Consider the following 13908-nt stretch of genomic DNA (forward strand, 5'->3'; position numbering starts at 1 on the left):
GGCAATGGTGACGACCTATGGCTGGTCGACTACCGAAATTCAGTCGCCAAGGTTATCGCTAACCGAGCCCTGTGCGCACCAACCGCAATCAAAGGGCTGGCCTATTTTTTCATGGCGTTGCACCGGATCCATGACCCAGGCCCGTGACTGCCACGGCGGCTGGTGGCGCAGGTGCTGGGTGTGGCCACAGGAAAGTTCGGCCACCCAGTGTCCGTCCTCGTCCTGATGGAAGCCTATGATCGTCGCCCCCCGTCTGTCTGGGTTGTGTTCGCTTTCGGGCGATTGCTTCGCTAAACTGGGTCTTTCATCATTCTTATGCAAAAGGTCTCGCCCCATGCTGATCGCCGCCAACAAGGCTGTCTCTATCGACTATACCCTGACCAACGACGCTGGTGAGGTCATCGACAGCTCCGCCGGCGGCGCGCCGCTGGTGTACCTGCAAGGTGCAGGCAACATCATCCCTGGTCTGGAAAAGGCTCTGGAAGGTAAGACCGTCGGTGACGAGCTGAAAGTATCCGTTGAACCTGAAGATGCCTACGGCGAATACGCTGCCGAACTGGTCAGCACCCTGAGCCGCAGCATGTTCGAAGGCGTCGATGAACTGGAAGTGGGCATGCAGTTCCACGCTTCCGCTCCAGACGGCCAAATGCAGATCGTCACCATCCGCGATCTGGACGGCGACGACGTCACCGTTGACGGCAACCACCCATTGGCCGGTCAGCGCCTGAATTTCCAGGTCAAGATCGTTGCTATCCGTGACGCCAGCCAGGAAGAAATCGCTCATGGCCACGTCCATGGCGAAGGTGGCCATCACCACTGATTTTCTGCGCTAAGCTCAGATAACTGGAGAGGCGCCCCGAGGGCGCCTTTTTAGTCTGCGGCTGTCTCAGGCGATACCGCCAAGCGGTTGTTTCGAGAAAAACACGGGAATCTGGAGTACGTCATGAGTGCTTTTCACGACCTTAATTTGACCGCCCTGAATGGTCAGGCGCTGCCTTTGGCACCTTTCAAAGGGCAAGTCGTGCTGGTGGTCAACGTCGCCTCCAAATGTGGCTTGACCCCACAATATGCGGCGCTGGAAAACCTCTACCAGCAATACAAGGGCAAGGGTTTCAGCGTGCTGGGCCTGCCGTGCAATCAGTTTGCCGGGCAAGAGCCGGGTTCCGAGCAAGAGATCCAGGAATTTTGCAGCCTCAACTATGGCGTGACTTTTCCGTTGTCCAGCAAGCTGGAAGTCAACGGTCATGAGCGGCATCAGCTGTATAAATTGCTGGCGGGTGAGGGGGCTGAATTTCCCGGCGACATCACCTGGAACTTTGAAAAATTCCTGCTGGGTAAAGACGGGCGAGTACTGGCGCGTTTCTCGCCACGCACTGCTCCGGACGATCCGAGCGTCGTTCAGGCGATAGAAAAAGCCCTGAGCTGATATCCCCCTCTGTAGGAGCGAGCACGCTCGCGATGGACGTGAACGATAACGCTGGGTGCCTGACACCCCGCAGCGTTCTCAGGTTCATCGCGAGCATGCTCGCTCCTACAGTATTCCGCCTTTTAAACCTTAATCACCAAAATCAATAATGCTGTTCAGCGCTTGCGAACCTCCATATTATCGCCGTCATAAACTCTATGTCCGTGGAGCGTCCTCATGCCCGTAAAAGCCCTGTTCAAACCGTTCCACCTCGGCAGTCTCGAGCTGCCGACCCGCGTCGTCATGGCACCGATGACCCGTTCGTTTTCCCCTGGTGGCGTGCCGAATTCCAAAGTGATCGAGTACTACCGTCGTCGCGCCGCGGCCGGCGTGGGTTTGATCATCACCGAAGGCACCACCGTGGGTCACAAGGCGTCCAACGGTTACCCGAACGTGCCGCATTTCTACGGTGAAGCCGCGCTGGCCGGCTGGAAAAAAGTCGTCGATGCAGTACACGCCGAAGGCGGCAAGATCGTTCCGCAGCTGTGGCACGTGGGCAGCGTGCGCCGTATCGGCACCGAGCCGGACGCCAGCGTGCCGGGGTATGGCCCGTCGGAAAAGGTGAAGGATGGCAATGTCGTGGTTCACGGCATGACCAAGCAGGACATTCAGGACGTGATCGCCGCGTTCGCCCAAGCGGCCAAGGATGCCCAAAGCATTGGTATGGACGGCGTGGAAATCCACGGCGCCCACGGCTATCTGATCGATCAGTTCTTCTGGGAAGGCAGTAACCAGCGCAGCGACGAATATGGTGGCAGCCTGGCCAACCGTTCGCGTTTCGCCATCGAATTGATTCAGGCCGTACGTGCGGCGGTCGGTGAAGGTTTCCCGATCATCTTGCGCTTCTCCCAGTGGAAACAGCAGGATTACACCGCGCGCCTGGTACAAACACCGGAGGCATTGGGCGAGTTTCTCCAGCCGCTGTCCGACGCCGGTGTGGATATTTTCCATTGCTCGACCCGCCGTTTCTGGGAACCGGAGTTCGACGGTTCCGAACTGAACCTGGCCGGCTGGACCCGCCAGCTCACCGGCAAGCCGACCATCACCGTGGGCAGCGTCGGCCTGGACGGCGAGTTCCTGCAGTTCATGGTCAACACCGACAAAGTCGCCCAGCCGGCCAGCCTGGAAAAACTGCTTGAGCGCTTGAACAACGACGAGTTCGACCTCGTGGCAGTCGGCCGTGCGCTGCTGGTGGACCCGGACTGGGCGCAGAAAGTGCGCGACGGTCGTGAGCAGGACATCCTGCCGTTCAGTCGTGAGGCGTTGATGACGCTGGTTTAAGCGGTGTCTTATCGCGGGCAAGCCTCGCTCCTACAGGTACACCCTATGACCTGTAGGAGCGAGGCTTGCCCGCGAAGCTCTTAAGGCAGCAACGCTGCGTCGGGCAAGACTTGCCCCTGAACGCAAGCCCCCCGCAACTGCCCCTCGAACTGCTCGATAATCGTCGCCCATCCCTGTCGCCCGGCATGCTGACGGGCATTAAGTCGCACACAGCGCAAGGTTTCATCCTGCTCCAGCAGCCACGCAGCGGCATCGCAGAACGCTGCTTCATCCCCCGGCATCGCCAATACGCCGTTGTAGCCGTGACGAATATGCTGCGCCGCTGCCGCTTGATCGTAAGCCACCACGCCCAACCCGGAAGCCAGCGCCTCAAGCACCACATTGCCGAAGGTTTCAGTCAGGCTGGGAAACACGAACACATCCCCCGATGCATAATGACTGGCCAAGGCCTCACCCCGTTGCGTCCCACAGAAAATCGCATCGGGCATTTCATTTTCCATGATCGGTCGTTGCGGGCCGTCGCCCACCACAATCAGTTTCATGTTCCGTTGTGGATAAGTGGCCTTGAGCGTGTCGAAACAGGGCTTGAGCAAGCCCAGGTTTTTCTCCGGTGCCAAGCGTCCTACGTGGATGACGGCAATGTCGTTCTCACCCAGGCCCCACTGCTCGCGCAACGCGTTCAGGCGTTTGGCCGGGTGGAACAACTGGCTGTCGACGCCACGGGACAACAGCGCCAGGCGCTCGAAGTGCCGACGCTCCAGTTCCATTCGCTGGCTGACGCTGGGCACCAGGGTCAAGGTCGAGCGATTGTGGAACCAGCGCAGATAGTGGGTCAGCAGGCGCGTGAGCAGGCTGAGCCCGTACTGGCTGGAATACTGCTGGAAGTTGGTGTGAAAACCACTGACCACAGAAATCCCCAGCCTCCGAGCCGCGCGTAGTGCGGACAACCCGAGCGGCCCTTCGGTCGCGATATACAGCACATCCGGGCGATGGCGCTTCCAGCGTCTGAGCAGCTTGTGCATCGACGACTGCCCCCATTGCAAACCGGGATAACCCGGTAGCGGCCAGCCCCGGCACAACAGCAATTCGTCGTCGCTGCCTGCTGACTGATCGCAACCCTGGCGCGGTCGCACCAACTCCACCTGATGCCCGCGCGCGCGCAAACCGTCGCACAGGCGACCAAGGGTATTGGCCACGCCGTTGATTTCGGGAGGGAAAGTTTCGGTGATCAGGGTGATATGCAGAGCTGTCGTCATGGCCCCAGTGTCGACTGAGGCCATGTCGGCGTTGTGACGTTCAGATGATGGATTTATGAACGCTTTTGCAGGTATGGCTCAGCGTTGGCTCACGAGGTTCTCGGCCCCGCGTTCACGCACCCAAAACAGCGTCGCTCCGGCCACGGCAGCCGGCATCATCAGGATGTTGACCACCGGAATCAGCAGCACCAGATAAACGCTGCCGCCGAAGCTCATGCTCTGCCAGCGTTTCTGCCGCAGCCAGGCGAGCATCTCGTTCCAGCCCAGCTTGTGGTTGTCCGCCGGGTAGTCGATGTACTGGATCGCCATCATCCACACCCCGAACAACAGCCACAGTGGCGCGGCGATGATATTCACCACGGGAATGAACGAGAGGATAAACAGACCGATAGCCCGGGGCAGGAAGTAGCCGAGCTTGCGCATTTCCCGGGCAAAAGTTCGCGGGATCATCGCGATCAGCTCGCCCCAGCTGAAGGCCGGGAAGTCGTCGGTGCCGCGCACCACCACCTCGACTTTTTCCGCCAGGAAACCGTTGAACGGCGCAGCGATAACGTTGGCGAGCATTGTGAAGGTAAAAAACACCATCAACACCACCAGCACCACGAACAGTGGCCACAGGACATAGCTGAGAAAGCTCAGCCAGTCGGGCAGGGTCGGCATCAGTGAATCGACCCACAGACTGAATTGATGGCCGGCCAAGAAGATCAATCCGACGAACAGCACCAGGTTGATCACCAGTGGCAGCAATACAAAAAGTCGCAAGCTGGGGCTGAGAACCAGTTTCAGGCCTTCGCGCAGGTATTGCGGGCCAGAGAGGGCAGGGGCGGGCATAACGTGCTCCGAGCAAAGAGAAAACGCGCCGACCTTACCGGCTTTGCTTGAGGTGCGAAAGCGCGGCAGCGGTATCGACATTAACTGTAACAAAGGCGTCCGAATACACACGGCGAACACATAGAGACCACCTATGAGCTGGATTGTTAAACCGTATTTCCTTAATCTTCGCCCCCTCGATACGCTGCACCCAATCTTTTACAGGACGGTCGTGTTCAAGCCTTCCCCAAGTGCTTTCAACCGTTCTTTTTTATTCCAGCCGGCAATCCGGCGTTCCGTGCCAGGTGTTCCGGGCCGGTCAACAGGAGCAGGTCATGTCTGAAGTCCGTCATTCGCGAGTGATTATTCTCGGTTCCGGCCCTGCCGGTTACAGCGCTGCGGTCTATGCCGCCCGTGCCAACCTCAAGCCACTTTTGATCACCGGCATGCAGGCTGGCGGTCAACTGACCACCACCACCGAAGTCGATAACTGGCCGGGCGACGTCCACGGCCTGACCGGCCCGGCGTTGATGGAACGGATGCGTGAGCACGCCGAGCGCTTTGAAACCGAGATCGTCTTCGATCACGTCAATGCCGTGGACTTCGCTTCCAAGCCGTACACCCTGATCGGCGACAGCGCGACCTACACCTGCGACGCCCTGATCATCGCTACTGGCGCCAGCGCTCGTTACCTGGGCCTGCCGTCCGAAGAAGCGTTCATGGGCAAAGGCGTTTCGGCCTGCGCAACGTGTGACGGTTTCTTCTATCGCAACAAGCCGGTAGCGGTGGTCGGCGGTGGTAACACCGCTGTTGAAGAAGCCCTGTACCTGGCCAACATTGCCAGCACCGTGACCCTGATTCACCGTCGCGAAACCTTCCGCGCCGAGAAGATCCTGATCGACAAGCTCAATGCCCGCGTGGCTGAAGGCAAAATCATCCTGAAGCTGAACGCGACCCTGGATGAAGTGCTGGGCGACAACATGGGCGTGACCGGTGCCCGTCTGAAGAACAACGACGGCAGCTTCGACGAAGTGAAAGTTGACGGCGTGTTCATCGCCATCGGCCATACCCCGAACACTTCGCTGTTCGAAGGCCAGTTGACCCTCAAAGACGGCTACCTGGTGGTTAATGGCGGCCGTGACGGCAACGCCACCGCCACCAACCTCGAAGGTATCTTCGCGGCCGGTGACGTGGCTGACCACGTCTACCGCCAGGCCATCACCTCGGCTGGCGCCGGTTGCATGGCGGCACTGGATGCCGAGCGTTACCTGGACAATCTGCAGAACGCTTGATGCTGTAAACATGAAAAAACCGGCTCCGGCCGGTTTTTTTGTGCCTTCGAAAAATACACATACCCCTGTAGGAGCGAGCACGCTCGCGATGGTCGTCAACGATAACGCGGGGAGCCTGACACCCCGTGGGGCTCTCAGGTTCTTCGCGAGCATGCTCGCTCCTACAGGGGACTTCGTCGATCAGACAAGTTTCTGCAGGCACGCCTCAAGGATGTCCAGGCCTTCTTCAAGAACAGGCGCTTCAGTCGTCAACGGCGCCAACAACCGAATGATGTGCCGGGATTTTCCGCTCGGCATCAGCAACAAGCCTGCGTCCCGTGCCAGAGCCAGCAGTTGGGTCAACTGTGCCGATGCGGGCGTGCCATCGGCCTTGGCCAGCTCGATGCCGCGCATCGCGCCAACTCCAGTCAGACGTCCGAGGTAGGGCGACAGGTTGCGATCGCGCCAGGATTGATAGCGGCTGACAATCGCCTCTTCCTGTTGTGAGCCCCAGGCTTGCAGGTGCGCATCGGTCATTTCGTCCAGGGTCGCCAGGGCGGCGGCGCAGGCGATGGGGTTGCCGGAGTAAGTGCCACCCAGCCCACCCTTGGGCAAGGTGTCGAGTAACGACTTGCGTCCGACCACCGCGCCCAGCGGCAAACCGCCGCCGATGCTTTTGCCGAGCAGAATCAGGTCCGGTTCGATGCCCAGTCGCGAGAACGCAAAGCGCTGGCCGGTACGGCCGAAACCGGACTGGATTTCATCGGCGATCAACACGATACCTTTCTCATCGCAAAACGTGCGCAGTGCCTGGGCGAACTCGATATCCATAGCCAGAAACCCCGCCTCACCCTGCACCGGTTCGACGATAAAACAGGCCACGTCCTCGACGTCGATTTCGACGCTGAACAGCCGCTCCATGGCCTTCAGGGCCTCGGCGCAGGTCACGCCATTGTCCTGGCTGGGGTAGGGCAGGTGATACACCGGGCCCGGCAGCACGCCGACTTTCTGCTTGTAGGGCGCGACCTTGCCGTTGAGGTTCAGGGTGGCCAGGGTGCGCCCGTGAAAGGCGCCATCGAAAGCGATGACCGCGGTACGGCCGGTGGCGCCACGCACGATCTTCAGCGCGTTCTCGGCCGCCTCGGCGCCACTGTTGGTGAGCATGCCGCTGACCGGATAGGTGACGGGGATAAACGCCGCCAGGCGATCCATGAGTTCGAGATAGGGTGTATGGGGCGCGGCATTGAACGCGTAATGGGTCAGGCGTGTGGCCTGCTCGCGGATGGCCCCGACGATGCGTGGGTGGCAGTGACCGAGGTTCAGTACGCCGATGCCACCGACAAAGTCGATGTAGCGCTTGCCATCGGTGTCCCAGACCTCGGCGTTCTTGCCGTGGCTGAGGGTGACAGGGTGAACGATGTTGATCGACTGGCTGATGGTTTCGCTGTGCATGGAGGGCCGGCTCGGAAGAAGGAGGACTTCTTTTTATCTAAGCCGTGAGCAGCACCGGGCGGCAAACGAAATAAAGTCGCCGGGTCAATCTTAAAAGTCGGGACGTGTCGCAGGACACCTGTAGGAGCGAGCCTGATCGCGATGGGTGTGAACGATAACGCTGGGAGCCTGACACCCCGTGGCGTTCTTCAGTCCATCGCGAGCAGGCTCGCTCCTACAGGATTGATCAGCGTCGAATTGAATCAGCGGCGGGTCAGGGGCTGCTGGGTGAACTTCACGCCGGCCAGACCATGGGCGATCAACGCACGGATGTTGCCGTGATCGCTGCCTTCTGGCGTCGCCAGCACCGAACGGTAATGTTCACCGAACGCCAGCAGTGCTTCGTCATCACTCAGGCCTTCCAGCAGTGCCAGACCCAGGGTCTTGCACGAACCTTCGTTCTGCCCGGCCGCGTTTTCCACGCCGCCATTGTTGAAGGCCTGGGGCTGGTAATCGTAACCGGCTGCGATGAACGCCAGGGTGTCGGCGAAGGCGTGTTCGCCGCTCTGGAGGCTGGCGCGCAGGGTGTTCAAATCACTCATGGGTTTTTCCTTTGGCGAACGCCGTTTGTTGTTCGGCGCTGGCTTCTTGCTGATATTGGGCTTTCCACTCGGCGTACGGCATGCCGTAAACCACTTCGCGGGCTTCATCGAGGCTGACGTCGATCTGGCGTTCGTCGGCGGCGGCCTTGTACCACTTGGACAGGCAATTGCGGCAGAAACCGGAGAGGTTCATCAGGTCGATGTTCTGCACATCCTTGCGGCTGTCCAGGTGGGCCACTAGCCGGCGAAAGGCGGCGGCTTCGAGTTCGAGGCGTTCTTGAGCGGTCATAAGGGTCTCTGCGAGACAGCTGCGAGCTACAAGCTTCAAGCTGCAAGTTGGGTTTCGGTGGCTTGTAGCTTAACGCTTGAGGCTTGCGGCTTGAAGCTTAGCGGCTTGCCGCGAGTGTTATCGACACCGACTCGGCAAAGCGCAAGGCATGTGGCTTGTCGACTTCGACCTCGGCGTACAGCACCGATTCGTTGGCCATGACCAGGTCGAGAATTTCCTGGGTCAGGCGTTCGAGCAGGGCAAAGCGATTGCCCTCCACGTGCGCAATGATTGCCTTGGTGATGGTGCGGTAGTTCAGCGCGTGATCAATGTCGTTGTCTCGCACCGCTTCCTGGGCCGCGTAGAGGATGGTCAGGTTGATCAACACATCCTGCTTGTTGAGGATTTCATCCTCGTTGATGCCGATGTAGGTGCGCAGGCACAGGTCCTTGACCCGGATGCGTGCCATGCCTGGTTGAAGTTGTGGCATTACTACTTGCTCCGTCCAATCAATTGCAGGAACTCCTGGCGGGTATTACTCGATTCGCGGAACGCGCCGAGCATTACCGAGGTGTTCATGGTCGAATTCTGTTTCTCGACGCCGCGCATCATCATGCACATGTGCTGGGCCTCAATGACCACCGCAACGCCAGCCGCACCGGTGACCTTTTGCACCGCTTCGGCAATCTGCCGGGTGAGGTTTTCCTGAATTTGCAGGCGGCGGGCGAACATGTCCACCAGCCGCGCAACCTTCGACAGGCCCAATACCTTGCCGGTTGGAATATAAGCCACATGCGCCTTGCCGATGAAGGGCAGCAGGTGATGTTCGCAGAGCGAATACAGCTCGATGTTGTCGACGATCACCATTTCATCGTTGTCGGAGGCGAATAGCGCACCGTTGACGATCTCTTCGACACTTTGCTCATAGCCATGGCAGAGGTACTGCATGGCTTTGGCGGCGCGCATCGGGGTGTCGCGCAGGCCTTCGCGGTCGGGATTTTCCCCGAGGCCGAGGAGGATTTCACGGTAGCTCTCGGACAGAGCGTTGTGGGGCAGGGTTAGCGTCATGGAAGATCCTCGCGGGACACTTATTTGATGTGCCTTCCGCCGTTGACGGTCAGGGTCGTGCCGGTGACATACGGGTTGTCGAGCAAATAGCGCAGGCTTTGGTAGATCACTTCGCTGCCGGGCTCGATGCCCAGCGCGGATTTGGCCAGCGTCTTGGCGCGGTAGGCCGCGTCGTCATCAGGATTGAACAGTAGCAGGGCCGGCGCAATGGCGTTGACCTTGATGCCGGGTGCGTACTTCGCGGCGAAGGACAGGGTCAGGCTCTCGAGCCCGGCTTTGCTGGCGCAGTAGCCGATGTGCTTGCTGCTGCCCTTGCGGGTCACGTCATCGCAGATGTGCACAATGTCGGCGGGGTTCGAGCGTTCGAGCAAATCAGCGCAATGCAGGTTAATCAGGTAAGGCGCCAGCATGTGCACGGTGAACATGCGGGTGAACGCCGCCGCATCGGTGTCCGGTGTTTCGGCCAGCCACTCGGACGCGTTATGGACAATGGCCCGCAAGCTGTCGGCATGGGCTTTCAAGTCGCTAATGAAGGCGAAAATCCCGGCCTCGGTGGAGAAATCTCCATATACCGCAGTCGCCCCCAGATCGCGCAGGGTTTGCACGCCGGGGCGTTCAGTGCGGTAGCTGAAAATCACGCGATGGCCCTCTTCGAGCAATCGCTGCGCGCAGTGCAGGCCAACACGCTGGCCAGCGCCGGTGATGAGGATAGGGGCTGCGGAGGAGGTCATGAAGGGCTCGCGTCGCGGTGAGAGCAAAACTATACCAGCGACAAGCCGTGCGGTGCCCTGAAAAGATCGCAGCCTGCGGCAGCTCCTACAGAATGGATGCTGTCCCGCATTTGTAGGAGCTGCCGAAGGCTGCGATCTTTCAGCGATTTTGAGGACTTGGCTCGGCGGACAATGGTCGTGCTGGCGTGCTATTCAACCAACCCGACAACAACCGTGTCGACAACGGAATGAAGAAATAAACCATCAACGGCGTCAGGCACAGGGTGCTGATAAGCACGCGTGGCAGAAGCGTCATTTCGCCCAGCAACGGCCCCAATACAAAGTTAAACAGCAGTGACACCGGAAAGAACGCCAGCCAGATTGCCACTGCTTGCTTCCAGCGTGGCGGGCGTTGACCGGCAGCGCCGAACCAGCCTTCGATGCCGCTGACCCGATGTTCCGTCGGATGGGCGAACAACTCACTGCCCCGTGCCAGCCACGCCGTGCGCGACACGGAGTGCTCCCAGGCATGCAGGGTCTGTTCATCGGCAAAGCGAAAGATAATCTGGAATTCGTCATCGTCGGGTGGCGGAGCCAGCACGCCGGAGCCGAGATAACCGGGGAAGTCGGTGGCCAGTTGTTCGCCTTCGCGTAACCAGGCAATCAGGTCCTGATAGCGGCCATTGGCGACGCGGCGCGCGACCATCAGTGTGACGGGTGAGGTAGACATTCTGTATCTCCGTAAAACAAACGCGTCGCTCCGGGTAGGAGTTTCGCCAGGCGCAACACCGGGGTAGTGGGCTGCGTCTCGTGACAAGCAAGGATTATTCCTGAATCTGTTCCCTTGCATCTGTGAAATTTATCGTTTATCCACGACAAATAATTTTTACGGAATCTTTACGGGCTAGGGGCGTTAGAATGAGACTCGAACTTACAGGGATGTTGAGAGCAGATGCCCATACTGTCCGATGCTGTTCCTGATGTGTCATCCAAGCTTTCTCTTGATCGGGAAGAACTCTTTCCCATTCGAGAGGTGTCACGACTGACCGGCGTCAATCCGGTCACGCTTCGTGCCTGGGAGCGACGTTACGGTCTGATCGTGCCCACACGCACCGACAGTGGGCATCGCTTGTACTCCATGACTGATATCGAGCGTGTGCGCAGTATTCTCGACTGGATCGAGCGCGGCGTGGCCGTCAGCAAGATCGGCAGGATCCTGGCCAAGTCAGCACCGCTCGAGGCGCTGTCGCACTTCATCCCCAATGACCTTGTACAAGCCGACTATGCGCAATGGCAGCATCAGGTCCAGGCCGCCGTCAGTGCCTTTGACGATGTCCAGTTGGAGCAGGTCTACGGACAGATCTTTTCCACATACTCCCAGCCCGTCGTGTTCCAGGACATCCTGATCCCGCTCTGGAAGCAGCTACTGCAGCGCCAGGACTCATTCGGCCGGACCAGTGAGTGGCTGTTCCTGGATGGCTTTCTGCGTTCAAGGGTATTGCAGCGTTTGCTATTGATCCGTGACAAGCAGCCAAGGCGAGTCATCGTCAGCGCCCTGGCAGGGCAGTGCCGGGAGCTCGAGTTGCTGATCGCAGCCCTGTTTCTGAGCAGCGGGCAAACCGGCGTGCGCGTGTTGACCATCGGCCAGCCATTCGACGAATTGACGCTGGTCTGCGAAAGGATCAAGCCCCAGGCGCTGGTGCTGTTCTCCAATCACGTGCCCACCCCCGAATTGCCACGCCGATTGAATCGCCTGGCGATGAGTCTGGATTGTCCGGTGTTGTTGGCTGGCGATGCGTCCGATCTGGCCCAGGAAAGCCTCGCTGGGTCATCGATTGGCTGCCTGGGTAACGAAGGCACGGTGATGCGCCAGCGACTGAAACAGTTTCTGGCGGGCAATCTGGATACTTGAAGTCAGAGATGCAGGGCGGGATGGGTCAAGCGGTGCTGTTGCAGAATGAACTGACGCAGGCGTTCGGTTTCATCCTTGTCGCTCTGGTTCAACTGGTAGGCGTAGAAGCCGTTTTCGGTTTCTTTCTCAAGCGTGCCGCGCAAGGCGATCCGTTCGTAGCCTGACGGGCTGAACCACAACGCAAAATGTTTTGGTGCCTTGGTCTTGTTGCGAACTTCCAGCAATACGCCCTTGCATGACACTTCGTGCACCCACATCGTGCCAGGTTGGCCGTTGGCGTTTTCAAGTGCCACCGGTTCGTCGAGCACCAGTCGCCATGGCCGCACCAGTGGCCCGTCTTCATAGATGCTGGGAACGCCCAGGCGCAGGTGCAACGCGTGGAACTCGTCTTCCACCAAGTGCAGGGGGAAGGTCATTTGCTGGTTTTCGAAGCTGGCGTGAATGGTGACTTGCTCATGCGCGGCAAGGCGCGTGAGCAAGTCACGAATTTGCGAACCACCGTTAACGAGCAGACTCGACGTCGCATCCCGCACATTGAGTTGCGGGTTGTGTTGCATGGTCTGGATGAAGTCCAGCTCATCCTGGGTCAGGAGTGCGTCGCGTTGCATGGCTAGCTCGAAAGAAATAGTTACAAAGTCATTGGTGATTGTAGTTAATGACCATTAATTCGCTGTTTAGTTTGTGCCGTTCGTCGCCTTCAGGGCGGCCAGTTCCGCCTGGACTTCAGCCAATTGCGCTTCAAGCTGCGCAACCCGCTGCTGCGCCTTGACTTGAATGGTCACGTCTTTCTGCACACCGATGAAATAAACCTGGCCGTCATTCGGATTGTTCACTGTCGAAATAGACAGCTCATTCCAGAACGGTGTGCCGTCCTTGCGGTAGTTACGCAGGATTTCCCGGCACGATCCTTCGCTGTTCAATGCATCACGAATTTTCGGCAACGCGTCCTGGTCTCGGTCCCCGGACTGCAGGAAACGGCAATCCTGATAGAGGATTTCTTCGCTGCTGTAACCGGTCAGGCGCTCGAATGCAGGGTTGACGTAAATCAGAATCTTGTCTTGATCGCCTTCCTTTTCGGCAATCACGATACCGTCGTTGGAGGCGTTGATGGCCAGTTGCAGCAATTTTGCGTTGATCATCGGTGAAACCCATCCTTGTTGGTTGTCTGAGGCATTCTAAAAGAACAATGTAGACCGTGCTGTTAATATCCCGGTCTTTTACTCAGGTACAGGATCAGATTGATGAAAGTCGCCATCATTTCCGGCTCGGTGTACGGCACGGCTGAAGAAGTCGCCCGTCACGCCGCAAGCCTATTGAAAACCGCCGGCTTCGAAACCTTTTACAACCCACGCGCAAGTCTGGCCGAGATTCAGGCGTTTGGCCCCGAGGCTTTTCTGGCCGTGACTTCGACCACTGGCATGGGCGAGTTGCCGGACAATCTGCAGCCACTGTATTTCGCGATTCGCGACCAGTTGCCCGCCGCCTGGCGTGGCTTGCCGGGTGCCGTGATCGGCCTGGGCGATGCAAGCTATGGCGATACTTTCTGCGGCGGTGGCGAGCTGATGCGAGAGTTGTTCGGTGAACTGGGCATTCGCGAAGTCCTGCCGATGCTGCGCCTGGATGCCAGTGAAAGCGTGACACCAGAGGCGGACGCCGAGCCCTGGCTGGCGCAACTGGTCGACGCTCTGCGCGGCTGAACCGGCCCGTGATGGTTCCGGCGGGGCAGCACAATGCATGCCCCGCACCTCTCTGGCGGCGGTCATTTGACAGGAATCCAATATTCCTCGGCCGCTGACTCGTTCGGCCATCAAGCTGGCTGCCAATGCAACTACGC

18 protein-coding genes and 1 pseudogene are annotated in these 13908 nt (G+C 59.0%); 7 read left to right on the plus strand and 12 right to left on the minus strand.

Features of this window, described 5'->3' with window-relative positions; all coding sequences use genetic code 11:
* Positions 1-39 precede the first annotated feature (39 nt).
* The gene (locus ABTV22_RS04330; protein WP_433741298.1) at positions 40-336 is read right to left on the minus strand and encodes a DUF3565 domain-containing protein; all 297 of its coding nucleotides are present in this window, start codon (positions 334-336) and stop codon (positions 40-42) included.
* Here ABTV22_RS04330 and ABTV22_RS04335 point away from each other — a divergent pair.
* From ABTV22_RS04335 to ABTV22_RS04345, 3 genes are all read left to right on the plus strand, one after another.
* The gene (locus tag ABTV22_RS04335) at positions 335-820 is read left to right on the plus strand and encodes an FKBP-type peptidyl-prolyl cis-trans isomerase (RefSeq protein WP_433738715.1); all 486 of its coding nucleotides are present in this window, start codon (positions 335-337) and stop codon (positions 818-820) included. The genes ABTV22_RS04330 and ABTV22_RS04335 overlap by 2 nt on opposite strands.
* Before the next feature lie 123 nt (positions 821-943).
* Complete coding sequence (locus ABTV22_RS04340) at positions 944-1426, plus strand: glutathione peroxidase (RefSeq protein ID WP_433738716.1); 483 nt, start codon at positions 944-946, stop codon at positions 1424-1426.
* Positions 1427-1642: 216 nt separating this feature from the next.
* Complete coding sequence (locus ABTV22_RS04345) at positions 1643-2746, plus strand: NADH:flavin oxidoreductase (protein WP_433738717.1); 1104 nt, start codon at positions 1643-1645, stop codon at positions 2744-2746.
* Positions 2747-2826: 80 nt separating this feature from the next.
* On the opposite strand, the gene ABTV22_RS04350 is transcribed toward ABTV22_RS04345, so the two are convergent.
* Both ABTV22_RS04350 and cysZ read right to left on the minus strand, forming a co-directional pair.
* Entirely contained in the window at positions 2827-4026 is a 1200-nt protein-coding gene (locus ABTV22_RS04350; protein ID WP_433738718.1) for a glycosyltransferase family 4 protein, read from the minus strand.
* A 54-nt stretch (positions 4027-4080) separates the two neighbouring features.
* Positions 4081-4833 carry a sulfate transporter CysZ gene (gene cysZ, locus ABTV22_RS04355; protein WP_433738719.1) on the minus strand — a complete coding sequence of 251 codons (753 nt, stop codon included), beginning with the start codon at positions 4831-4833 and terminating at the stop codon, positions 4081-4083.
* A 314-nt stretch (positions 4834-5147) separates the two neighbouring features.
* On the opposite strand from cysZ, the gene trxB reads away from it, so the two are divergent.
* Positions 5148-6104, plus strand: a complete 957-nt coding sequence (gene trxB, locus ABTV22_RS04360; RefSeq protein WP_433738720.1) for a thioredoxin-disulfide reductase — start codon at positions 5148-5150, stop codon at positions 6102-6104.
* Between the two features lie 88 nt (positions 6105-6192).
* Positions 6193-6270, plus strand: a pseudogene (locus tag ABTV22_RS04365) (outer membrane lipoprotein carrier protein LolA); the annotation flags it as partial.
* Between the two features lie 14 nt (positions 6271-6284).
* Here the strand turns inward: ABTV22_RS04365 and ABTV22_RS04370 are convergent.
* The 7 genes from ABTV22_RS04370 to ABTV22_RS04400 form a co-directional block, all read right to left on the minus strand.
* A complete protein-coding gene (locus ABTV22_RS04370; protein WP_433738721.1) occupies positions 6285-7535 on the minus strand; it encodes a 2-aminoadipate transaminase in 1251 nt (416 codons plus the stop codon).
* 242 nt (positions 7536-7777) lie between these two features.
* The gene (locus ABTV22_RS04375) at positions 7778-8116 is read right to left on the minus strand and encodes a HopJ type III effector protein (RefSeq protein ID WP_433738722.1); all 339 of its coding nucleotides are present in this window, start codon (positions 8114-8116) and stop codon (positions 7778-7780) included.
* The gene (locus ABTV22_RS04380) at positions 8109-8405 is read right to left on the minus strand and encodes a DUF1244 domain-containing protein (RefSeq protein WP_433738723.1); all 297 of its coding nucleotides are present in this window, start codon (positions 8403-8405) and stop codon (positions 8109-8111) included. Before ABTV22_RS04380 ends, ABTV22_RS04375 begins: the two co-directional genes overlap by 8 nt.
* A 97-nt stretch (positions 8406-8502) precedes the next feature.
* A complete protein-coding gene (gene folX / locus ABTV22_RS04385) occupies positions 8503-8874 on the minus strand; it encodes a dihydroneopterin triphosphate 2'-epimerase (RefSeq protein WP_077045315.1) in 372 nt (123 codons plus the stop codon).
* 2 nt (positions 8875-8876) lie between these two features.
* Positions 8877-9452 carry a GTP cyclohydrolase I FolE gene (folE, locus tag ABTV22_RS04390; protein ID WP_433738724.1) on the minus strand — a complete coding sequence of 192 codons (576 nt, stop codon included), beginning with the start codon at positions 9450-9452 and terminating at the stop codon, positions 8877-8879.
* 20 nt (positions 9453-9472) lie between these two features.
* Positions 9473-10183, minus strand: coding sequence for a dihydromonapterin reductase (gene folM / locus ABTV22_RS04395; RefSeq protein WP_433738725.1), 711 nt, complete (start codon positions 10181-10183; stop codon positions 9473-9475).
* A 139-nt stretch (positions 10184-10322) separates the two neighbouring features.
* Complete coding sequence (locus tag ABTV22_RS04400) at positions 10323-10892, minus strand: antibiotic biosynthesis monooxygenase (RefSeq protein ID WP_433738726.1); 570 nt, start codon at positions 10890-10892, stop codon at positions 10323-10325.
* A 222-nt stretch (positions 10893-11114) separates the two neighbouring features.
* On the opposite strand from ABTV22_RS04400, the gene ABTV22_RS04405 reads away from it, so the two are divergent.
* Positions 11115-12074, plus strand: a complete 960-nt coding sequence (locus ABTV22_RS04405; protein ID WP_433738727.1) for a MerR family transcriptional regulator — start codon at positions 11115-11117, stop codon at positions 12072-12074.
* Between the two features lie 2 nt (positions 12075-12076).
* On the opposite strand, the gene ABTV22_RS04410 is transcribed toward ABTV22_RS04405, so the two are convergent.
* Entirely contained in the window at positions 12077-12682 is a 606-nt protein-coding gene (locus ABTV22_RS04410; protein WP_433738728.1) for a hypothetical protein, read from the minus strand.
* 66 nt (positions 12683-12748) lie between these two features.
* A complete protein-coding gene (locus ABTV22_RS04415) occupies positions 12749-13213 on the minus strand; it encodes a PAS domain-containing protein (RefSeq protein WP_433738729.1) in 465 nt (154 codons plus the stop codon).
* 102 nt (positions 13214-13315) lie between these two features.
* On the opposite strand from ABTV22_RS04415, the gene ABTV22_RS04420 reads away from it, so the two are divergent.
* Complete coding sequence (locus ABTV22_RS04420) at positions 13316-13771, plus strand: flavodoxin (RefSeq protein WP_433738730.1); 456 nt, start codon at positions 13316-13318, stop codon at positions 13769-13771.
* Positions 13772-13908 lie beyond the last annotated feature (137 nt).

Origin of the sequence: Pseudomonas putida (assembly GCF_050990305.1) — a bacterium.
GTDB lineage: Bacteria > Pseudomonadota > Gammaproteobacteria > Pseudomonadales > Pseudomonadaceae > Aquipseudomonas > Aquipseudomonas putida_AH.